The organism is Kitasatospora aureofaciens (assembly GCF_019192735.1).
GTDB classification, from domain to species: Bacteria; Actinomycetota; Actinomycetes; order Streptomycetales; family Streptomycetaceae; genus Kitasatospora; species Kitasatospora aureofaciens_A.
This window is the reverse complement of the sequence record NZ_JAHTKP010000033.1, coordinates 1-19,362: the sequence shown is the minus strand read 5'-3', so window position 1 is coordinate 19,362 and position 19,362 is coordinate 1. Positions and strand designations below refer to the sequence as shown.

The 19,362-nt window shown below is 71.7% G+C and carries 22 protein-coding genes and 1 pseudogene; 7 read left to right on the top strand and 16 right to left on the bottom strand.

Going from position 1 to position 19,362, the window contains the following annotated elements; all coding sequences use genetic code 11:
- Positions 1–79: 79 nt before the first annotated feature.
- On the bottom strand, positions 80–412 hold the full coding sequence (locus KV557_RS26745; protein ID WP_218204050.1) for a YnfA family protein: 333 nt from the start codon (positions 410–412) through the stop codon (positions 80–82).
- A 19-nt stretch (positions 413–431) separates the two neighbouring features.
- Positions 432–1,646, bottom strand: a complete 1,215-nt coding sequence (locus KV557_RS26740; protein WP_218204049.1) for a pyridoxal phosphate-dependent aminotransferase — start codon at positions 1,644–1,646, stop codon at positions 432–434.
- Between the two features lie 98 nt (positions 1,647–1,744).
- Between KV557_RS26740 and KV557_RS26735 the strand changes: the two are divergent.
- Together KV557_RS26735 and KV557_RS26730 are read left to right on the top strand one after the other, a co-directional pair.
- A pseudogene (locus KV557_RS26735) lies at positions 1,745–2,095 on the top strand (winged helix-turn-helix transcriptional regulator); the annotation flags it as partial.
- Positions 2,096–2,298: 203 nt separating this feature from the next.
- Positions 2,299–3,075, top strand: coding sequence for an SGNH/GDSL hydrolase family protein (locus tag KV557_RS26730; RefSeq protein ID WP_218204108.1), 777 nt, complete (start codon positions 2,299–2,301; stop codon positions 3,073–3,075).
- 2 nt (positions 3,076–3,077) lie between these two features.
- On the opposite strand, the gene KV557_RS26725 is transcribed toward KV557_RS26730, so the two are convergent.
- Entirely contained in the window at positions 3,078–3,755 is a 678-nt protein-coding gene (locus KV557_RS26725; RefSeq protein WP_218204047.1) for a GNAT family N-acetyltransferase, read from the bottom strand.
- Positions 3,756–3,894: 139 nt separating this feature from the next.
- Between KV557_RS26725 and KV557_RS26720 the strand changes: the two genes are divergently transcribed.
- Complete coding sequence (locus tag KV557_RS26720; protein ID WP_308130085.1) at positions 3,895–4,797, top strand: pentapeptide repeat-containing protein; 903 nt, start codon at positions 3,895–3,897, stop codon at positions 4,795–4,797.
- Positions 4,798–4,985: 188 nt separating this feature from the next.
- On the opposite strand, the gene KV557_RS26715 is transcribed toward KV557_RS26720, so the two are convergent.
- The gene (locus KV557_RS26715; RefSeq protein WP_218204045.1) at positions 4,986–5,246 is read right to left on the bottom strand and encodes a hypothetical protein; all 261 of its coding nucleotides are present in this window, start codon (positions 5,244–5,246) and stop codon (positions 4,986–4,988) included.
- Between the two features lie 166 nt (positions 5,247–5,412).
- Positions 5,413–6,150, bottom strand: a complete 738-nt coding sequence (locus KV557_RS26710; RefSeq protein WP_218204044.1) for a tyrosine-protein phosphatase — start codon at positions 6,148–6,150, stop codon at positions 5,413–5,415.
- Between the two features lie 143 nt (positions 6,151–6,293).
- Here KV557_RS26710 and KV557_RS26705 point away from each other — a divergent pair, with 143 nt between their 5' ends.
- Entirely contained in the window at positions 6,294–8,381 is a 2,088-nt protein-coding gene (locus KV557_RS26705) for a HelD family protein (RefSeq protein WP_308130084.1), read from the top strand.
- Positions 8,382–8,432: 51 nt separating this feature from the next.
- Here the strand turns inward: KV557_RS26705 and KV557_RS26700 are convergent, their stop codons facing one another.
- The 10 genes from KV557_RS26700 to KV557_RS26655 all read right to left on the bottom strand — a co-directional run bounded on the left by KV557_RS26700 (position 8,433) and on the right by KV557_RS26655 (position 14,280).
- A complete protein-coding gene (locus tag KV557_RS26700) occupies positions 8,433–9,623 on the bottom strand; it encodes a methyltransferase domain-containing protein (RefSeq protein WP_308130083.1) in 1,191 nt (396 codons plus the stop codon).
- Positions 9,623–9,775, bottom strand: coding sequence for a hypothetical protein (locus tag KV557_RS26695; RefSeq protein ID WP_218204043.1), 153 nt, complete (start codon positions 9,773–9,775; stop codon positions 9,623–9,625). The genes KV557_RS26700 and KV557_RS26695 overlap by 1 nt, the downstream gene beginning before the upstream one ends.
- Before the next feature lie 229 nt (positions 9,776–10,004).
- Entirely contained in the window at positions 10,005–10,160 is a 156-nt protein-coding gene (locus tag KV557_RS26690) for a hypothetical protein (RefSeq protein WP_218204042.1), read from the bottom strand.
- Positions 10,157–10,345, bottom strand: a complete 189-nt coding sequence (locus KV557_RS26685; protein ID WP_218204041.1) for a hypothetical protein — start codon at positions 10,343–10,345, stop codon at positions 10,157–10,159. The genes KV557_RS26690 and KV557_RS26685 overlap by 4 nt, the downstream gene beginning before the upstream one ends.
- On the bottom strand, positions 10,342–10,581 hold the full coding sequence (locus tag KV557_RS26680) for a hypothetical protein (protein WP_218204040.1): 240 nt from the start codon (positions 10,579–10,581) through the stop codon (positions 10,342–10,344). Before KV557_RS26680 ends, KV557_RS26685 begins: the two co-directional genes overlap by 4 nt.
- A gap of 87 nt (positions 10,582–10,668) precedes the next feature.
- Positions 10,669–11,511: a helix-turn-helix domain-containing protein gene (locus tag KV557_RS26675; RefSeq protein WP_218204039.1), complete on the bottom strand. Its 843-nt coding sequence runs from the start codon at positions 11,509–11,511 to the stop codon at positions 10,669–10,671.
- Positions 11,508–12,044: a DUF6879 family protein gene (locus KV557_RS26670; protein ID WP_218204038.1), complete on the bottom strand. Its 537-nt coding sequence runs from the start codon at positions 12,042–12,044 to the stop codon at positions 11,508–11,510. The genes KV557_RS26675 and KV557_RS26670 overlap by 4 nt, the downstream gene beginning before the upstream one ends.
- A 3-nt stretch (positions 12,045–12,047) precedes the next feature.
- Positions 12,048–12,248: a hypothetical protein gene (locus KV557_RS26665; protein WP_218204037.1), complete on the bottom strand. Its 201-nt coding sequence runs from the start codon at positions 12,246–12,248 to the stop codon at positions 12,048–12,050.
- Between the two features lie 254 nt (positions 12,249–12,502).
- On the bottom strand, positions 12,503–13,171 hold the full coding sequence (locus KV557_RS26660) for a TetR family transcriptional regulator (RefSeq protein ID WP_218204036.1): 669 nt from the start codon (positions 13,169–13,171) through the stop codon (positions 12,503–12,505).
- A gap of 62 nt (positions 13,172–13,233) precedes the next feature.
- On the bottom strand, positions 13,234–14,280 hold the full coding sequence (locus KV557_RS26655; protein ID WP_218204035.1) for a Scr1 family TA system antitoxin-like transcriptional regulator: 1,047 nt from the start codon (positions 14,278–14,280) through the stop codon (positions 13,234–13,236).
- Positions 14,281–14,450: 170 nt separating this feature from the next.
- On the opposite strand from KV557_RS26655, the gene KV557_RS26650 reads away from it, so the two are divergent.
- Positions 14,451–14,840, top strand: a complete 390-nt coding sequence (locus KV557_RS26650) for an ATP-binding protein (protein WP_218204034.1) — start codon at positions 14,451–14,453, stop codon at positions 14,838–14,840.
- Between the two features lie 123 nt (positions 14,841–14,963).
- On the opposite strand, the gene KV557_RS26645 is transcribed toward KV557_RS26650, so the two are convergent.
- On the bottom strand, positions 14,964–15,863 hold the full coding sequence (locus KV557_RS26645) for an aminoglycoside phosphotransferase family protein (protein WP_256177987.1): 900 nt from the start codon (positions 15,861–15,863) through the stop codon (positions 14,964–14,966).
- Between the two features lie 87 nt (positions 15,864–15,950).
- Between KV557_RS26645 and KV557_RS26640 the strand changes: the two genes are divergently transcribed.
- Positions 15,951–16,580 (top strand): hypothetical protein, encoded by a 630-nt coding sequence (locus KV557_RS26640; protein ID WP_218204033.1) that lies wholly within the window; start codon positions 15,951–15,953, stop codon positions 16,578–16,580.
- Positions 16,581–16,688: 108 nt separating this feature from the next.
- A complete protein-coding gene (locus KV557_RS26635; RefSeq protein WP_218204032.1) occupies positions 16,689–19,181 on the top strand; it encodes a Tex family protein in 2,493 nt (830 codons plus the stop codon).
- Positions 19,182–19,362 lie beyond the last annotated feature (181 nt).

Here is a 19,362-nt window from a genome sequence, read left to right as displayed (position 1 = left end):
TGGACGGTCTGACGGGCTCCGGCGTTGAGGAAACGTTCCCTTGGGGGAGGCGTTACTCAGCGCCGGGGCTCGTGCATGCTCAGCGTCGGGGCCCGTACATGATCACGGCGACCCCGGCCAGGCAGATCAGCGCGCCCACCACGTCGTAGCGGGTCGGCCGGAAGCCGTCCACGGCCATGCCCCACAGCAGCGAGCCGGCCACGAACACCCCGCCGTACGCGGCCAGCACCCGGCCGAAGTGGCTTTCCGGCTGGAGCGCGGCGACGAACCCGTACCCGCCGAGCACGACCACACCCACCCCGGCCAGCCACCACGGCCGCTGCTCGCGCACGCTCTGCCAGATCAGCCAGCAGCCGCCGATCTCGGCGAGCGCGGCGACGGCGAACAGGGCGATGGAGCGGAGGACGGTCATGGCTGGTGAGCCTAAGTGCTCAGACCTGCCGGTAAGTCGCGAGGAACCGCCCGATGCGGTTGATCGCCGTCTCCAGGTCGTCGGCCCGGGGGAGGGTGACGAAGCGGAAGTGGTCCGGGCGCGGCCAGTTGAAGCCGGTGCCCTGGACGACGTGGATCTTCTCGCGGAGCAGCAGGTCCAGCACGAACTGCTCGTCGTCGACGATCTTGTGCACCGTCGGGTCGAGCCGGGCGAAGGCGTACAGGGCACCCTTGGGCTTGACGCAGCTGACGCCGGGGATCTCGTTGAGCGCCTTGAACGCGACGTCCCGCTGCTCGGTGAGCCGGCCGCCGGGCAGTACGAGGTCGTTGATGGACTGGTGGCCGCCGAGCGCGGCCTGGACGGCGTACTGCGCGGGCACGTTGGGGCACAGCCGCATGCCCGAGAGCATGGTCAGCCCCTCCAGGTAGTCGGTGGCGTGCTGCTTGGGCCCGGAGACGACCAGCCAGCCGCTGCGGAAGCCGGCCACCCGGTAGGCCTTGGAGAGGCCGTTGAAGGTGAGGGTGAGCACGTCGTCGGCGAGCGCGGCCAGGCAGTGGTGCTCGGTGTCGTCGTAGAGGATCTTGTCGTAGATCTCGTCGGCCAGGACCATCAGGTGGTGCCGGCGGGCGAGGTCGAGGATGCCCTCCAGCAGTTCCTTCGGATAGACCGCGCCGGTTGGGTTGTTGGGGTTGATGACGACGATCGCCTTGGTGCGGGCGGTGATCTTGGCGGCGATGTCGTCGAGGTCCGGGTACCAGTCCGCCTGCTCGTCGCAGAGGTAGTGGACGGCCTTGCCGCCGGCCAGCCGGACCACGGCCGTCCAGAGCGGGTAGTCCGGCATCGGGACGAGCACCTCGTCGCCGTCGTCGACGAGCGCGGTGACGGCCATCTGGATCAGCTCGGAGGCGCCGTTGCCGAGGAACACGTCGTTGACGCCCACACCCTCGACCCCGCGCTGCTGGTAGTACTGCACGACGGCGCGGCGGGCGGGCAGGATGCCGCGCGAGTCGCTGTAGCCGTGCGCCTTGGGCAGGTTGCGGATGATGTCCTGGATGATCTCCTCCGGCGCCTCGAAGCCGAACGGCGCCGGGTTGCCGGTGTTCAGCCGCAGCACGCTGTGCCCGGCCTCCTCCAGGGCGTTGGCCTGGTCGACCACCGGGCCGCGGATCTCGTAGCACACGTCATTCAGCTTGCTGGACTGCCGAAACTCCATCTGTGGCCTCCCGACCGTCACCACCCGCATCACTGCTGTTGCTTTGTTCTACCAAGTTGGCACTTGGAAAGTCCAACCTTTTGGCTATGCTGATCCACATGTCACGCCGAAGCTACGACCAGTACTGCGCCGTCGCCCGCGCCCTGGACGCGGTGGGGGAGCGCTGGAGCCTCCTGATCGTCCGTGAACTCCTCGGCGGTCCACGCCGCTACACCGACCTGCACGCCGACCTGCCCGGCGTCTCCACCGACATCCTCGCCGCCCGGCTCAAGCAGCTGGAGGGCGAGGGGCTCGTCCTGCGTCGGCGCCTCGAACGGCCCGCCAACGCCACCGTCTACGAGCTCACCGAGCGCGGGCGCGAACTGCGCCGCGTGATCGAGGCGTTGGGGGAATGGGGGCTGCCCGCGCTCGGCGAGCAGCGGCCGACGGACGCCGTGCGGGAGCACTGGGTCACGTCCGTCATGCCCGTCACGCCCGTCGCGCCCGTCACGCCCGTCGCGCCCGTCACGTCCTCGCAACCGGAGAACGCGGTGGTCGCGGGACCGGAGGACGCGGTGGTCGTCGCGGGCTAGGGTCCCCGGGCTCGGGCGCGGAACGGGCGCGCGTACGATCATCGGGCCACGGAGCAGTCGGAGGAGAGCGGAGAGAGCCCGTGCCCACCACGTACCGCAGTTACGTCGCCGTCGGGGACTCCTTCACCGAGGGCATGTGCGACGACCTGCTGCCCGACGGCCAGTACCGCGGCTGGGCCGACCGGGTCGCCTCCGCCCTCGCGGAGGAGCTCGCGGCCGAGGAGTTCCGGTACGCCAACCTCGCCGTCCGCGGCAAGCTCATCGGCCAGATCCACGATGAACAGCTCGCCGCCGCCAGCGCCATGGGCGCCGACCTCGTCACCCTCGCCGGCGGCCTCAACGACGTGCTGCGCCCCGGCTGCGACATCGCCCAGGTCGAGCGGCTGCTCGGCCGCTGCGCCGGCGAACTGCGCGCCGCCGGTGCCACCGTCGTCCTGTTCACCAGCACCGACCCCACCCGCCGGCTCGGCGGCAGCAGCCGGCTGCTGCCCGCCATCCTGCGGATGAAGGCCTTCGTGCACGAGCTCGGCCAGGACGACGGCGTGGCCGTCGTCGACCTCTTCTCCGCCCCCTGCTTCGATGACCGCCGGCTCTGGGCCGAGGACCGCCTGCACCTCTCGCCCGAGGGCCACCGCCGGGTCGCCGCCGCCGTCCTGGAGTCGCTCGGCCGCCCCGCTTCCTTCGACTGGCGGGCCCCGCTGCCGCCCGCCGCCCCGCGCGGCGCTGCCGAACGGCTCCGCTCCGACGCCCGTTGGCTCGGCACCCACCTCGGCCCGTGGATCGGCCGCCGCCTCACCGGCCGCTCGTCGGGCGACGGGCGGCCGCCGAAGCGGGCGGAGCTACTGCCGTACCGCTGAGGTCAGTTGCCGTTGTCTTCGAGGTCTTCGAGGTCTTCGAGGTCTTCGAGAACGAGGCTCGCCATCGGGGCGTGGAGCGTCCAGCCGAGCGCGGTGTACAGCTCCCGGCCGGCCGGGGTGCCGACCAGGACGGCCGTTTCGGCCCCCGTCTGGTGGGCTTCGTACTGCAGTATCCGCATCACCACGCTGCCGAGGCCGCGGCGGCGGTGCTCGGGGGCCGTCACGATCTGGTCGGGCACGGCGACCGCGCCCGCCAGGCCCGCCTGGCCCCGGGCGGCGAGGTGTCCGGCCTCGGTGCGGACCAGTGCGCGGACGATTCCGCCGCGGGTCCAGGTGGTCACGGTGTAGCCGGGCGGCATTTCGGGGCGCTCGGGGGCGGTGAGTGGGAGGCTCATCAGGAACCCGGGGGCGTCCAGCCGCCACTCGGGGCCCAGCCAGGGGCGGACGGTGTCGTCCTCGGCGAACAGCTTCAGCCAGGTGCCGGGCGCGCTCGTTGCCTCGGTGATCTTGCGGACGTCCGCCTCGGTGGGCTCGGGCAGCACGTGCCGGGCGACCTGGCCGGCCACGCCGACGTCGATGCTCCAGCCCCAGGGCTCGGGGGCGGGATCGGCGGCGCCGCGCGAGACGACCCAGCCGGAGATCCACATCCGGACGAGCTCTCTGGTGTCTGTGTCCTGCATCGGTTACCCCCGTAATAGTCGTAGGTGCTCTGAGTACCTTACGGCCGGAGGGTTGGGTGTGGCCAGAGGCGCAGTAGGCTTGGCGGGTTCGACGCACCGGGACGACCACGGTGCCCTCCTGCCGGAAGGACCACAGCACGTGAGCGGCCCGCTGCCGACCGAACTCCGATCCGACTGCACCAACTGCTTCGGGCTCTGCTGCGTCGCCCTCCCCTTCGCCGCCACCGCCGACTTCGCCGTCGACAAGGCCGCCGGCACCCCCTGCCGCAACCTGCAGACCGACTTCACCTGTGGCATCCACGAGCGGCTGCGGGACACGGGCTTCCAGGGCTGCACCGTCTACGACTGCTTCGGCGCCGGCCAGCGCGTCTCGCAGATCACGTACGGCGGACGCAGCTGGCGCGAGGAGCCCGCGAGCGCGCGGCAGATGTTCGACGTGTTCCCGGTGGTCCGGCAGCTGCACGAGCTGCTGTCCTACCTCACCGAGGCGCTCACCTTCGCGCCGGCGGCGCCCGTCCACGCCGAACTCCGGCAGGCCCTGGAGGACACCGACCGCCTCGCCGGCGGCACCCCCGAGGAGATCCTCGCCGTCGACGTCCCCGCCCACCGGCAGCACGTCAGCGACCTGCTGCTGCGTGCCGGCGAACTCGTCCGCGCCGCCGTCCCCCGCCGCCGCGAACACCGTGGCGCCGACCTCTTCGGCGCGCGCCTCCGCGGCGCCGACCTGCGGGGCGCCAACCTGCGCGGGGCGCTGCTCGTCGCCGCCGACCTGAGCGGTGCGGATCTACGCCTCGCCGACCTGATCGGCGCCGACCTCCGCGACGCGAACGTGGCGGGCGCCGACCTCACCGAGGCGCTCTTCCTGACCCAGTCCCAGCTCAACGCCGCTCGGGGTGACGCCACCACCCGCCTCCCGGCCGGCTTGGTTCGCCCCACCCACTGGCCCGAGACGGCCTCGGCGGTCCCCGGCAAGCCGCGCGGGGGCGGTAAGCCGCAGGGTGGTGGCGGGCGTTCGGGCGGGCCGCGCCGGCGGCGGGCCTGAGTCACAGCCGCCTCCTGGCCGGCCCGGTCCGCCCCGTCCATCGGCCCGCGACGGCCACCGCCCTGGCCCGGCCGAAGGCCCCGGGCAAGCTGCGTCGGCGGTAGCTCCCCGTCGCCCGGTCCGGGCCGGTTGGTGCGACGGCCGAGCCCGCCCGGCAGGTGTCTGCCGGGCGGGCTCAGGGTCGGGTGTTAACAGCTGTGTGCGCCGGAGGGGCGGCTCGCCAGGACGTAGGGCTTGCTGATGTGCGCGACGACGTCGGCCGGGCAGGTCTTGATCCAGGCAGCGCCCACGGCGTGGTTCTTGACCTTGGCGTCGCTGCAGTACTCGACGCGGTCGGTGGTCTTGAAGCACTGGAAGCCGGGGTACCCGGCCGCCGAGGCGGTGTTCGCGCCGGCAAGCAGGCCGGCCGCGATCAGCAGGGCGACGGGCAGAACGTTACGCATCCGCATGGGTTTCTCCCATTGGTTCGTGTGGACAGTGACCCGATCCTGGCAGCGCGGAAGGGGCACGGCAACGAGGTGTGACATGTTTAGGTCAACCTCAATTCGGGTGAACTCCAGCCCTGGTCCCGTACGTTGACGTGCCGTCAGTGTCGGTGGCCGGCCGCGGGCGTGATCAGGCCGTGAGTAGCCGCGCCCGGAGGGCGTCGATCCCGTCGCGGTCGACGCCGAGGGTGCCGGTGATGTAGCCCTCGACGGAGCCGTAGCGGGCGGCGAGGTCGGCGAGGGTGAGGCGGATGACGGTTTCGGGGGCGCGGCCGTAGCCGGGCCAGCGGAGGGTGCGGCCGGGGTTCGCGGCATGCCAGTCGGCGATGAAGTGCGGGGTGGCGAGCTCGGTGAGGGCGAAGTCGGCGGCGATGTCGTCCTCGGGGACGCCGAGGAGGGTGAGGACGAGGGCGGCGATGAGGCCGGTGCGGTCCTTGCCGGAGGCGCAGTGGAAGACGAGCGGTTCGTCGGCCTCCGTGATCACGTCGAGGACCTGGCGGATCTCCTTCACCCCGTCCTCGGCGACCTCGGCGAAGCGGTCGGCGAGGTAGCGCCAGGGGTCGAGCCCGGGGTCGATCTCGGCCTGGTCGTAGGGCCGGTGCTCGATGGAGAGGTTGTGGTAGGCGAGGCCGTCGAGGTCGGGCACCCGGCCCTTGGCCTCGATCTCCCAGGGGTAGCGCAGGTCGATGACGGTCCGGACGCCGAGCTCGTCGCGCAGGCGGGCGAGGTCGGCGGGCGAGGTGAGCTTGCCGAGGGAGTCGGAGCGGTAGAGCAGACCCCAGCGCACGGACCGTCCGCCGGTGGCGGGGTAGCCGCCGAGGTCGCGGAAGTTGTGGAGCTGGTCGAAGGTGATGTGACGCGTTGTCATCCCCGCACTGTAGCCAGGTCGACAGGCCTGCACGCTACTCAGGAATGATCTTTACTCGTGAAAACTCTTAACCGAGTTCAGCTATGCTGGCCGCCGTACGGCCGGCAGTCGGCAGTCGGCAGCGACGGACGCGGAGGCGCAGCGTGGTGGACGGGATCGAGGGGATCGACGGCGAGCTCGTGCGGGAGCGGGCATATGTGGCCCGGTGCCGGGAGGCGCTCGCGCGGCAGGTCGACGATGCGGGGTACCAGGTGATCGCGGGGGAGGACGTGTCCGGCGACGGCGCCAGTGCGGAGGCGCTCGGCCGCTACCTCCGCACCCGGGCCCGGCACATGGCGGACCTGCCGGACAGCCCGGCGTTCTTCGGCCGGCTCGACTTCGACGACGCCCCGCAGGCCGGGGACCACCGCCGCCAGCGCTACTACGTGGGCCGCCGCCGCATCTCCGAGGACCCGGCCGCGCAGCCCTTGGTGATCGACTGGCGGGCCCCGGTGTCCCGGGTGTTCTACCAGGCGGGCGCCCACGACCCGCTCGGCCTGGCCCGGCGGCGCCGGTTCGGCTGGGCGCCGTCGAGCCCGGGCGTGCCCGAGGACCTGACCGGGCTGGAGGACGAGCGGCTCGGCGAGCCCGCTGCGGGCGCCCCCGGCGGTGGCCTCCTGGCCGCCGAGATCGAGCGCCCCCGCACCGGCCCGATGCGCGACATCGTCGCCACCATCCAGCCCGACCAGGACGCGCTGGTGCGGGGCGGGTTGGGCGAGTCGGTGTGCGTGCAGGGCGCGCCGGGCAGCGGCAAGACCGCCGTCGGCCTGCACCGCGCCGCGTACCTGCTCTACACCCACCCGCAGCGGATCCGGCGCGGTGGCCTGCTGGTCATCGGCCCGAACCGGACGTTCCTGCGCTACATCGCCGAAGTCCTGCCCGCGCTGGGCGAGATCGACGTCGCCCAGTGCACCGTCGAGGACCTGGTCGCCGCCCACCCCGTCCGGGCCGAGGACGACGAACGAGCCGCCGCCGTCAAACAGGACGCGCGGATGGCGGCCGTCCTGAGTCGCGCCCTGCGCGCCCGGATCCGGGTGGCGGGCGCGGAGCCGCTGGTGGTCCCGGAGGGCTCGTACCGCTGGCGGGTCCCGGGCGAGGAGCTGGACCGGCTGACCGCCGAGGTGCGTGGCCAGGGCGTGCCGTACGCGATCGGGCGGGAGCACCTGCGGACCCGGGTGGTGGCGGCCCTCCAGGACCGGGCCGAGCGGCGGACGGGCGTCAGGAGCGGGACGTGGCAGGCGCGGATCGGGCGCAGCCGGCCGGTGAAGGCCTTCCTGGACGCCGCCTGGCCGGCCGTCCGCGCGGAGACGGTGGTGGCCGAACTCCTGGGTGACCCAGCGGTGTTGGAGGCGGCCGGGGACGGTCTGCTGGACGAGGCCGAACAGGCGGCGATCCGCCGGCGGCGTGCACCGCGCTCGGAGCGGAGCGCGGCCTGGTCGGTGCACGACCTGATCCTGCTCGACGAGGTCGCGGGCCTGATCGAGCGCCCGGCCGGGTTCGGGCACGTCGTCGTCGACGAGGCGCAGGACCTCTCGCCGATGCAGTGCCGCGCGATCGCCCGCCGCAGCGGCTTCGGCTCGCTCACCGTCCTCGGCGACCTCGCGCAGGCCACCGTGCCCTGGGCGGCCCGCAGTTGGCCCGAGCAACTGGCCCACCTCGGCAAGCCGGAGGCGGCGGTGGTGCCGCTGACGACGGGCTTCCGGGTGCCGGCGGCGGTGACGGCGCTCGCCAACCGGGTGCTGGAGGCGCTCGACGTGGACGTGTCGGCGGCGGTGTCGCTGCGGCGGGATGGTGAGGTGACGGTTCGTCATATCACCAGCAGCGAAGGGGAAGTGGTGGAAGCCGTCCGAGCAGCGCTGGAGCGCGAGGGCTCGATCGCCGTGATCACGGCGGACGCGGAGGCGCCGCGGACGGCGGCAGCGCTGGCGGCGGCCGGGGTGCCGGCCGCGGGCGTCGACGAGGTGGGCGGCGCGGCGCGGGTCACCGTGCTACCGGCCTCGCTGGTCAAGGGACTTGAGTACGACCACGTGATCGTCCTCGAACCCGCTGCGATCGTCGAGGCCGAACCGCGCGGCCTGCACCGCCTCTACGTGGTGCTCACCCGGGCGGTCTCCCGTCTCGACGTCCTGCACACCCGCCCGCTGCCGGGGCCCCTGACGGGCGTGCAGGGCGGTGCGGCGGTCCGCGGGTGACGGTCCTCGTCCACCCGGTGCTCCTCTGCCCGGAGGGGTCGAGCGTATCGCCTACCGGAGAGGCCAGCTGTTCGCCGGATCGTCGAGCCAGGCCCGGTGGTCACCCCCGGGTGTGATGGTCAGGCCGAGCCTTGTCGGCCCCGGCCGGCCGTTGTCCAGCCACCACTGGTACGCGGCCTCGACCTCGTTCCAGACGCGTCGGGGCCCGTGCTGCCACACCGTGTACCGCTCGGCGTCCTTGGTGCCGTCCCAGTCGACCGCAGCCCACGACGTGGCATCGGTGGTGGCGACCCAGAGGCGGGTTTCGACGCCGTCCACGTCGGGATCGTGGTGCCAGGCGTACCAGAGGTCGCCGAGGCGGTGGCCGAGGGCGAACTGGGTCTCGAACGGGGAGTCGGCCACCGACCACGGATCGAAGGCCGTCGTGGACTCGTCCGGGTGGTGGTCGTCCTTGACGACGTCCCGATACACGCTCAGAGCCTGGCGCTGGGTACGCATCAGCATGAATGCGCTGTCCGGCTCGTACCGACCGACGGCCGCACCATCGTTTCCGACGGTCAGATCCAGGAGGCCGCCGCAGATCCACGGGTTGTCCCACGGGGCCAGGACCCCGCTGCCGGGCCTGACCTGGCGGATCCACGCGGCCGGGATTCGCCGCACCGCACAGGTGGCCACCACCCGGTCGTACGGCGCCTCCGGGCCCCATCCGAGGCGTCCGTCCCCGCAGACGACGGTGGGCGCGTAGCCGTTGGCTTTGAGTGTGGCGCGGGCCCGGTCGGCCAACCCCGGGTCGACCTCGATCGTCGTCACGTTGGCATCACCGAGCCGGTGAGCGAGCAGTGCAGCGGTATAGCCGGTGCCTGCGCCGATCTCCAGCACACGCATGCCGGGGCTGAGTTCCATCGCTTCGAGCATCTTGAAGACGATGGAGGGGGCCGACGCCGAGCACGACGGCCAGACGTCGTCCGGGTCCTCCGGCTCGATGCCGTCGTTGACCTGGGTGACGACGGCCTCGTCCGTGTAGGCGGCATCGGCCCAACCCAGAGGATCGAACCCACGGTCGCAGGACCGGTAGCCGTCGCCGTCGATGAGCCAGATCAGGCCGGGGAGGAATCGGTGACGCGGGACCGACAGGGTGGCCTGTTGCCACTCGGGGGCCACGTCGTGGCCACGGGTGCGCGATACGGCCCGGAGCAGGCCGCGCATGGCGGCCTGCTCCGGGTTGTCCTGCTGTTCCGTCACTACTTGTCCTTGCCCTTGCCGTGCTTGCCCGTGGTCGTGCCGGACGACCTGTCCGGGTTCGGGTCCTTGTCGCCCGCGTGCTTGCCCTGGCCGCCCTCGTTGGATCCGCTGCTGCCGCCGCTGGATCCGCCCTTACCGGTGCCCCATCCCATGGATGCCTCCTACTTGGTCGTGGTGGTGGTCTTCGCGGTCACCGGATGCATCGGCCCGGGCCCAGGGGGAGCCGGCGACGGGGCCGGTTCGGGAGTGGTCATACTGGTGCCTCCTCACGCTGTGGGGTTCCCAGGCGCCGGATGACGCCTTGGGGCCGTTCGGTGGTGCGGAACCCGCTCCGGTCGGCTGCCTGCCAGGGATGACGGCCGGGGCGGGAGTCTGTGTGGCCTACGAACCCGTGCGGCAGATCGTCAGCAGTGCCGAAACGAAGGCACAGATACCGGTCAGCGATACGGCGTAGGCCGCGACGAGCCGTCGGGGATCGCGGAGGCCGTGACGGTGTCGACCGGCGATGTCGCGGCAGTCGTCCAGGTCGTCGGTCACCGGGTATCCGCCGCGCTGGGACTGGGGCACCCGACGTGCTTGGTGATCCAGTCCGTGAGAGCGGTTCGCATCCCGGCGTACAGGCCGAAGCCGTAGTCGCCGCAGTCCTGGCAGTACCCGCCAGTCCCGGTGTCCAGGTCCGGCGTGGTCCCATCGTGTTCGGGCTGCTGCTCCAGGGTGGTCACTTGACCTCCTCGTGTGGGGTGGGGCAAACGCCCGGGTGCGCGGTGACGGGCCAGCCGAGCGGCGCCGAGCCACGGCAGGTGGCCGTGTAGACGTGGCCGGCCGCGACGAGCGGGGCGTCCTGTGTCCCCTCGGCGCCGCACCTTCGGCACCTGCGTCCGTGCAGCTGCTCGGAGTTGAGGCCTGCCGCCGACGGATAGCCGCCCGGCAGCCTCGCGGAGGCCGGTTGATCTGCCATGACCAGCAAGGTAGAAGCTGAGATTGCCCGACATGGCGCGGATTGCTCGGGATTTCTCCTACGCTCCGTCGATGTTCCGATAGTTGCTCACATAGCTGTCAGAGAGGACCGAGCGCGGGCGATCAGCCGATGAGCTGTCGGACCGTATACCGCCGCTATGTGCAGCTTCCCCCAGACCTTCTTGTACAGCTGGATGTCGGCGTGGTCGTCGAGCCACATCTCGATGTTCCACGTCTCGACGATCGCAAGTCGGTCATCGTAGATCCAGAATCCATGTTTCGGGACTACAGAGACCTGGGCGCCGAGCGGGACGATCCCAAGCTCGACGTTGTCGAGCCCCAGCAGTCCACCGAGTCGGTCGAGTTGCGCCGCAAGGATGTCGGGCGGGCAGATCTGCACATAGAGCGCGGCCTCGGCCATGATGAACCGGAACCGCTTGCCGGGCTGATACAACGATTCCTGACGGCGCATTCGGGCTCGGACGCCCTCCTCGATGTCCCGGGGGCCGTCATGCAGGTCGGTCGCATGGGCGAGGACGTGGCGGGTGTACTCGGCGATCTGGAAGATCCCCGGGACGATGCCCGGTTCGTAGCCGGTGGTCACCGTGGTCTCCTGGCTGTGGGAGACCCCCACCGCCTGACGCGCCCGGTGCCCACCCGCAAGGATTCGCTTCCACGCCCGGTACCGGGACTCCAAGCCCTGGAGCCGCCCCTTCAACTCGCCGGCCGACTCGGGCCGGCCAACGGCCTCGGCCCACGCTTGAAGGTCGGCGGGAGTGGCCGTCTGCTTGCCGTTCTCCAGCTTCGAGACCTTCGACGCCGGCCAGCCCAGCCGGGCGGCCAGGTCGCGGCCGTTCACGCCCGCCTCGGTGCGCAACTCACGGAGACGCGCACCGAGGGACAGCCGGGCCTGTTGGAAGTCGGTGCTCACACGCCGGAGGGTACCCGCGCAGCGAAGTCCCGGGTCGGAGCGGCGAAGTGCCAAGCAGCGTCGCGTGCCTGGCATGCTGCCAGTACCTCGGCTGGATCGGTGATCAGCTCGACACCGAGCGTCCGATCGTCGGCGTCGAAGTGAAATCGGGCGAGGATCTTGCTGTCGAACAGCCAGAAGTCGAACTCTGGCAGGCCGAGCCTGACGGCGTCCGCGCGCCAGATGTTGCGGATGTCCTCGCCGGCCTCGACGTTGCCGAGGCCAGTCGCGAGGAGGAAGCGCTGGCCGTCGGTGGGCGGGTCGTCGACGATGCGGACTCGCTCGAACCGGCGGCCCGCCGCGACGGCCGCCCGGACATTCACGTTCCAGGCGACGTCGGGCTCGTACTGCGGAAGCTGGCCCGAGAGGAACGCCTGATACCGGGCTCCGGCCCGGTCGCTGGCGTAGCCGCGTCGCGTCTCCAGGCGGAAAGCAGTGTGCTTGAAGTCGGCGAAGAGGTAACCAGCTTCGGCGAAGGGGACGATCTCGGGCATGGACTATTCCTTCGGTGCGAACCGGGTGAGCAGCGCACGCGGAATAACCACGAACGTCTCGCCAGGCTTGACATGCCTCAGCTGGGCAAGCGCCTCGGGGTCGGTCAGCTGGTCTCCCTGGACGACGATGTCGCCGGTTTCCGTCTCGTACAACGTCGGACAGTCGCCCTGTTCGCTGGTGCTGCCGAGGAACTTGAGCCGCATGACGCTCTCCCTCTCTGCCTGGTGGAGCACCAGGATGCCGTCTGTCGCTGGTGGCGCGCGGCAGTTCGGGTAAATCCGGTCGTCGGCAGGGCCCCGCGGATGTGAAGCTGATTGGAGTCACACACGTACGGACGGATATTCAAATCCCTTGGCACGCACGTCAAGACGTTCCGGCTGCTGATCCAGGTCTTCGCCCTCGCGGACACGCGCCGCCGGGAGCGCCACTGCGCCCGCGGCTGAAGCCACGCATGGCATCAGCTGCGGAAGGCATCCCTCGCGGAGTGACCAGCCGCCTCGGCGCGGTAGCCGAGTTCCAGGAGTTCGAAGGCGCGGTCGGCGTGGTTGGTGGCCTCGAAGTGGAGGTCGTCGGCGGTCCGGCCGTCCTCGGCGATGCGGTGGCGGTTGTATTCGGCGAGGACGCGTAGCGTGGCGGTGATCTGGGCGGCGAGGAGCGGGGCGGTGAGGGCGCGCGGAGGGGGGAGGTCCGGGGCCTCGCGCAGGGCCTCGGCCAGGGACGCCTCGGCGCGGGCCGTGTACTGGGCGGCGCGGGCGACCAGGCTCGGGGTCGAGTAGACGAGAGTGCCGAACGCCAGGACGGCCGGGTGGTCGTTGAGCCCGGTGACCGGGTCGCGCCGCCCCAGCCCGTCCAGGAAGTCCCGGTGCAGCGCGGCGAGCACCGACTCGCCGGGCTTCCGGCCCCGGACGACGTCGGCGGCCTGGTCCTGGTGATCGGCGAACCGGTGGACGACCAGGTCCTCCTTGGACGGGAAGTAGCTGAACAGCGTCGGCTTGGATACTTCGGCCGCCGCAGCGACGTCCGCGACGGACACTTGGTCGAACCCGTGCTCCAGGAACAGCGCGATCGCCGCCTCGGAGATCGCCCGGCGCGTCCGCTCCTTCTTCCGTTCCCGCAGTCCGCTCATGGGGCCAGGCTAGCAGGGGATGTTGACTCGGGCAGATTTCTGACCCGGTAGCGGCTCTCCGGTCAGGCAGTGGGAAACCGGTCGGTGCGGACCGCTTCGACGAACGACTGCCAGGCAGTGGGAGTGAAGGAGAGGATGGGCCCTTCGGGGTCTTTGGAGTCGCGGACGAGCTGCCCAGGGCTGCCATCGGTGACCTCGATGCAGTTCCCGCCGTTGTTGCCGCTGTAGCTGGACTTGCGCCACGGGGCGTCGGCTTTGGTGGGCATCATGTTGAGAAGTCCTTCCCTGACGCTGCGGATCAGATCGGCGCTCTCTCGGGGAGACAGCGCCTCCGCCTGGAGCAGATCATAGGCCCGCTGCTTGCCTTGGACTTCCCTGGGATCTTCGATGAAATGCCCCCGGTCCAGGCTTTCGGAGTAAACCCTGGTCCGGCCCTCAGGAGACGTGATCAGTGAAACGATGGTGGCGAACGGGACGCGTTCGCCGAGGCTGAACGGCGCGATCTGGATGACGACATTGGGCAGTTGGCCCATTTCCAGCAAGTGGCCGAGCTGCTCGTGCATCACCTCCGGGCCGCCGATGAGCGATCGGATGGCGGCCTCGGAGTGCACGGCCATGAGAAGTGGGCAGTCCGGCGCTGTGAGCCGGTGCTGGCGTGCGAGTCGGGATGCCACGCGTTCCTCGATCAGGGCGGGATTCCCCGCCGCATCGCCTGATCCCAGCAGGACGCGCGCATACGCCTCCGTCTGGAGAAGTCCCGAGATGTGAGCGACCTGGAATTCGCCGATCGTCGAGGCCGTGTCCTCGTAGCCGGCGTAGCGGCGGAACCAGTCCGGATGTTCCACCCGCGCGTACCAGTCGATCTCCTTCCAGAGATCCATCAGCTGGCCGCCCGTCTCCAGCAGCCGGTCCACAGCGAGGACGAAGTCCTCCTGTGGGTTGCGCGTGCCACCCTCGATGCGGGAGAGGTGGGGGCGGCTGCACGGGATGAGGATCGCCAGCTGACCTTGGGAGATGCCCTTCGACTCCCGCAGGCTGCTCAACACGGCGCCGAACACGGCGGCTGCGCTCGATCGCAGGTTCGGATTCGTGGACTTCTTGCGAGTCAAGGCGCAGGCCCCCTGTGTCAGGACGTTCCTTGGAACCGGCTGATCGCTCGTCACCAGCCTTGGAATCACCGATGCTTAATCATGAAACCGATCGCGCAATCGCACTAGTGAGTGCACGAAGCGGCCTGCCCGCGCGCGGAGATCCCCATGCATCAAAAGGTGGCACAGCCATGCCCGAATCGCTTGACAGAACCCCCACCGACCAGCTCTGCGCCCTGCCGCGCCACCTCTCCTCGGCAACCGCAGCCCGCGTCGTGCTCAGGGGGTTCCTGTCCGACCTCAAGGACGGCGAACACTACGCGGCCGACGGTGAGTTGATCGTCACGGAGCTCGTGGCCAGTGCCGTACTGGCTCCGCGAACCCCCGAACACCTCCTCATCAACGTGCTGTTCGAGCACTCCGCGGCCACCGGTCTCTTCATCGAGGTCACCGACACAGGGCTGTCCGGCCTCTGCCGGCCGGACAGTCCTGGACTGGGCATCGTGCGGAAGCTCTCCACGGATTGGGGGCAGGACCTCATGACCCGCCGGCTCTGGGCCTACCTGGCGCCGCCCGGCTGACTTGAGGACCTCGGGAGGTCAGGCCGGGCGCGGGGGTCTTCGAGCTCCCGCCCGGCGGTGGCGCAGTCGGAGACCGGGTGCCGGGTTCGGCGCGGGCCCAGCGGCCGGCGGGGTCGACGGGCGTCAGGCGCTGCGGTCGGCCAGGACCTCGCGGACGACGTGGCGGGCGTTGGCGGCGAGGGGTGGGTTGGTGTGGCGGTAGTACGGGATGACGATGAGCGCGATGGACAGGGCCCAGGCGCGGGCGCGGGACCACATGGCGTCGTCGGCGCCGAGAGCGGTGCGGAAGGCGGGGCGGGCGGAGGCCGGGAGGAGGGTCCAGGCGGCGATCAGGTCGACGGTGGGGTCGCCGACGCCCATCAGGCCGAAGTCGATGACCGCGCCGAGGCGGCCGGTGCCGGTGACGAGGAGGTTGCCGGGGGAGAGATCGCCGTGCATCCAGGTGGGCGGGCCGGCGTAGTCGGGGAGGCGAAGTGCCTTGTCCCACACCTCCGTTGCGGCCTCGGTGTCGATCGTCCCGGCGAGCCGGCCGAGGGCCGCGCGGGTGGCGCCGTCACGGGAGGCGAGCGGGACACCGCGGGCGGCGGACGGGCCGCCGGCGGGGTCGACGGCGCGCAGGGCGGTGATGAACCCGGCGAGGTCGCGGGCGAGTTGGGTGGGCGCGGCGAGGGCGCCGACGGCCGGATTGACGCCGTCGAGCCAGCGGACCACCGACCACCCCCACGGGTAGCCGGCGGCGGGCCGGCCGAGCGCGATGGGCGCGGGGATCGGTTGCGGCACCTGCGGGGCGAGCCGCGGCAGCCAGAACTGCTCGCGCCCGACGCCCTCGGCGGCCCAGCCGACCTTGGGGAGGCGGACGGCGAGGTCCGGGCCGAGGCGGAACATCGCGTTGTCCGTCCCGGTGGACGTGACCGGCCGGACCGGCAGGCCGACCCACTGCGGGAACTGGGCGGAGAGCAACCGCCGCACCAGGGCCGCGTCGATGTCCGGTTCGTCGGGGTGCATCCGGGCGGCAGCGCACATGCCCGGCAGCGTACAGCGCGCGCCGGGCGGCCATCAGCCGGATTTTCGAACTCCCGCGACTATTAACCGGACTACTAAGCTGTGCAGATGACGATCACACGGGGGAAATCGAACGGCAAGGCGGAGCAGAGACCGGACGAGCGGACCGTCGCCGAGCGGACCGTCGCCGAGCGCTGGACACTCCGCGCAGCACTGGGCGCGCTGGCCGTCCTGACGCTCCTGGCCGCCGTCGGACGGTACAACGCGCGCTCCGGCGGACTGCTGGTGCTGCGGGAGTGGTTCGACCGGCCGCTGCTCTTCTTCACGCTGGCGCTGCCGTTCCTGTTGGCCGTACTGTTCTGCATCCGCTGGTGGGTCTGGCTCCGGGTGGTGCTGGGGATCTGCGTGATGCTGGCAGCGGTGGCGACGGTACCGCTCTGGATCGTCGTGGACAGCCCCCGGACGACCCGCACGGTAGCGGCGCCCGACCGGCCGGACCGTCGGCTCGTGATCCAGGAGCAGGGCTGGTCGATGCAATCGGTGGAGTGGGTGTACGTCGACGAGGGCTCCGGCCTGACCGCCCGCCGCTGGGAGATCGCCTACGTCGGCCGGCCGGTTGCCTCGGTCGAGGCCGCCTGGGCCGGCCCGAACCGCCTTGAGGTGACCGCCGACGGGTGGGCCCAGTCGGTCGACCTCGCCGCCGACGGACGGCCGCTGAGCCCGGTGGACCTCGGCTGACACAGCCGCCACGCCCGGCCGCCACGGGTGCGGCCGGGCGCCGTCCCCGGCACCTGCCAGAATGCAGGACGTACGGCGAACGCACTGAAGGAGAAGGTGACCGGCTTCGTGACCACGCCAGTCGATCAGGTGGCCCAGCAGGCCCAACAGGCGATCGAGCGCAAGATCGCCGAGGAACTGGGCGTCCGCGAGGGGCAGGTGAAGGCGGCCGTCGACCTGCTCGACGGCGGCGCGACCGTCCCGTTCGTGGCCCGCTACCGCAAGGAGGTCACCGGCTCCCTCGACGACGCCCAGCTGCGCGCCCTGGAGGAGCGGCTGCGCTACCTGCGCGAGTTGGAGGAGCGCCGCACCGCCGTCCTGGAGTCGATCGAGGCCCAGGGCAAGCTGGACGACGCGCTGCGCGCGCAGATCCTGGCGGCCGACTCCAAGGCCCGCCTGGAGGACATCTACCTGCCGTACAAGCCGAAGCGGCGCACCAAGGCGCAGATCGCCCGCGAGGCCGGGCTGGAGCCGCTGGCGGACACCCTGCTCGCCGACCCGGCCCAGGACCCGGCGGCGCTGGCCGAGCAGTACCTCAACGAGGCCGTCGCAGACCGGAACGCGGCCCTGGAGGGCGCCCGGGCGATCCTGGTCGAGCGCTTCGGCGAGGACGCCGACCTGGTCGGCTCGTTGCGCGAGCGGATGTGGACGCGCGGCCGGATGGTCGCGAAGGTCCGGGACGGCAAGGAGCAGGACGGCGCCAAGTTCGCCGACTACTTCGACTTCGCCGAGCCCTACACCAGGCTCCCCTCGCACCGCATCCTGGCGATGCTGCGCGGCGAGAAGGAGGAGGTGCTGGACCTCGAACTGTCCCCGCTGGACGGCGACGAGGACACCGACCTGCCCGGCGCCACCGACTACGAGCAGCGCATCGCCGCCCGCTTCGGCATCGCCGACCACGGCCGCCCGGCCGACAAGTGGCTCGGCGACACGGTCCGCTGGGCCTGGCGCACCCGCATCCTGGTCCGGCTCGGCATCGACCTGCGCGCCCGGCTGCGCGCCGAGGCCGAGGACGAGGCGGTGCGCGTGTTCGCCGCCAACCTGCGCGACCTGCTGCTCGCCGCCCCGGCCGGGACCCGCGCCACCATGGGCCTGGACCCGGGCTTCCGGACCGGCGTGAAGGTGGCCGTCGTGGACAGCACCGGCAAGGTCGTCGCGTACGACACGATCTACCCGCACCAGCCCGCCAACAAGTGGGACGCGGCTGTCAACACCCTGGCCACGCTCGCGAAGAAGCACCATGTCGACCTGGTCGCGATCGGCAACGGCACCGCCTCCCGCGAGACCGACAAGCTCGCCGAGGACCTGCTTACGCGCCACCCGGAGCTGAAGCTCACCAAGGCGATGGTCAGCGAGGCCGGCGCCTCCGTCTACTCGGCCTCCGCGTTCGCCTCGCAGGAACTCCCGGACCTGGACGTGTCCATCCGCGGCGCGGTCTCCATCGCCCGCCGCCTCCAGGACCCGCTGGCCGAACTCGTCAAGATCGACCCCAAGTCGATCGGCGTCGGCCAGTACCAGCACGACCTCAGCGAGGTGAAGCTCTCCCGCTCGCTGGACGCCGTCGTCGAGGACTGCGTGAACGCCGTCGGCGTGGACGTCAACACCGCCTCCGCGCCGCTGCTCACCCGGGTCTCCGGCATCACCGGCACGCTCGCCGACAACATCGTCGCCCACCGCGACGCCAACGGGCCGTTCCGCACCCGCAAGCAGCTCAAGGGCGTCGCCCGGCTCGGCCCGAAGGCCTTCGAGCAGTGCGCGGGCTTCCTGCGCATCCCCGGCGGCGACGACCCGCTGGACGCCTCCAGCGTGCACCCCGAGGCGTACCCGGTGGTGCGCCGGATCCTCGCCGCGACCGGCGGGGAACTGCGCGAGCTGATCGGCAACGGCGCCGCGCTGCGGGCGTTGAGGCCGGGCGACTTCGCCGACGACACCTTCGGCATCCCGACCGTCACCGACATCCTCGGCGAGCTGGACAAGCCGGGCCGCGACCCGCGCCCGGCGTTCCGCACCGCGACCTTCAAGGAGGGCGTCGACAAGATCGGCGACCTGGAGGTGGGCATGGTGCTGGAGGGCGTGGTCACCAACGTCGCCGCGTTCGGCGCCTTCGTCGACGTGGGCGTCCACCAGGACGGGCTGGTGCACGTCTCGGCGCTGTCGAAGAACTTCGTCAAGGACCCGCGCGAGGTGGTCAAGCCCGGCGACATCGTGACGGTCCGGGTCACCTCGGTGGACGTGCCGCGCAAGCGGATCGGGCTGACGCTGCGGCTGGACGACGAGCCCGGCCGCGACCGGGGCGGCGACCGTGGCGACCGCGGCGGGGAGCGCGGCGGGGAACGGGGCGGCGACCGGCAGGCCCGCCCGCCGCGCCAGGACCGGCGCGGTGACGACCGTCGGGGCCAGGACCGGCGCGGGCAGGACCGCCGGGGCCAGGGCGGCTCCGGTGGTGGTTCCGGCGGCGGCGCCCCGCTGGGCAACAGCGCCATGGCGGACGCGCTGCGCCGGGCGGGCCTGGCCGGCGGCGGGTCCGGCGGGCGCGACGATCGGCGCTCCGGGCGGCGCTGAGCGCGCCCCCTGGCGGACACGGCGACACGGCGGCGGGGGGGGGGGGGGGGGGGGGGGGCCGGGGGCGGCAATATCCGCGCCCGCGCCCGGTCAGGCGTCGCGGGTGCCTGCCGGTGCGACGGTTCAGGTGCCGGTCGGGGCGGGTGCGGGGAGGAGGTGCCGGGCGACCAGGTCGGCGTGG

Excerpts from the sequence above, each read along its gene's own strand:
- KV557_RS26670 (WP_218204038.1), bottom strand. The coding sequence starts at position 12,044 with ATGCCCGAGATCGTCCCCTTCGCCGAAGCTGGTTACCTCTTCGCCGAC.
- KV557_RS26650 (WP_218204034.1), top strand. The coding sequence starts at position 14,451 with ATGCCCGAATCGCTTGACAGAACCCCCACCGACCAGCTCTGCGCCCTG.
- KV557_RS26745 (WP_218204050.1), bottom strand. The coding sequence starts at position 412 with ATGACCGTCCTCCGCTCCATCGCCCTGTTCGCCGTCGCCGCGCTCGCC.
- KV557_RS26715 (WP_218204045.1), bottom strand. The coding sequence starts at position 5,246 with ATGCGGATGCGTAACGTTCTGCCCGTCGCCCTGCTGATCGCGGCCGGC.
- KV557_RS26710 (WP_218204044.1), bottom strand. The coding sequence starts at position 6,150 with ATGACAACGCGTCACATCACCTTCGACCAGCTCCACAACTTCCGCGAC.
- KV557_RS26680 (WP_218204040.1), bottom strand. The coding sequence starts at position 10,581 with ATGGCAGATCAACCGGCCTCCGCGAGGCTGCCGGGCGGCTATCCGTCG.
- KV557_RS26740 (WP_218204049.1), bottom strand. The coding sequence starts at position 1,646 with ATGGAGTTTCGGCAGTCCAGCAAGCTGAATGACGTGTGCTACGAGATC.
- KV557_RS26640 (WP_218204033.1), top strand. The coding sequence starts at position 15,951 with ATGACGATCACACGGGGGAAATCGAACGGCAAGGCGGAGCAGAGACCG.
- KV557_RS26665 (WP_218204037.1), bottom strand. The coding sequence starts at position 12,248 with ATGCGGCTCAAGTTCCTCGGCAGCACCAGCGAACAGGGCGACTGTCCG.
- KV557_RS26660 (WP_218204036.1), bottom strand. The coding sequence starts at position 13,171 with ATGAGCGGACTGCGGGAACGGAAGAAGGAGCGGACGCGCCGGGCGATC.
- KV557_RS26695 (WP_218204043.1), bottom strand. The coding sequence starts at position 9,775 with ATGGGATGGGGCACCGGTAAGGGCGGATCCAGCGGCGGCAGCAGCGGA.
- KV557_RS26725 (WP_218204047.1), bottom strand. The coding sequence starts at position 3,755 with ATGCAGGACACAGACACCAGAGAGCTCGTCCGGATGTGGATCTCCGGC.
- KV557_RS26645 (WP_256177987.1), bottom strand. The coding sequence starts at position 15,863 with ATGTGCGCTGCCGCCCGGATGCACCCCGACGAACCGGACATCGACGCG.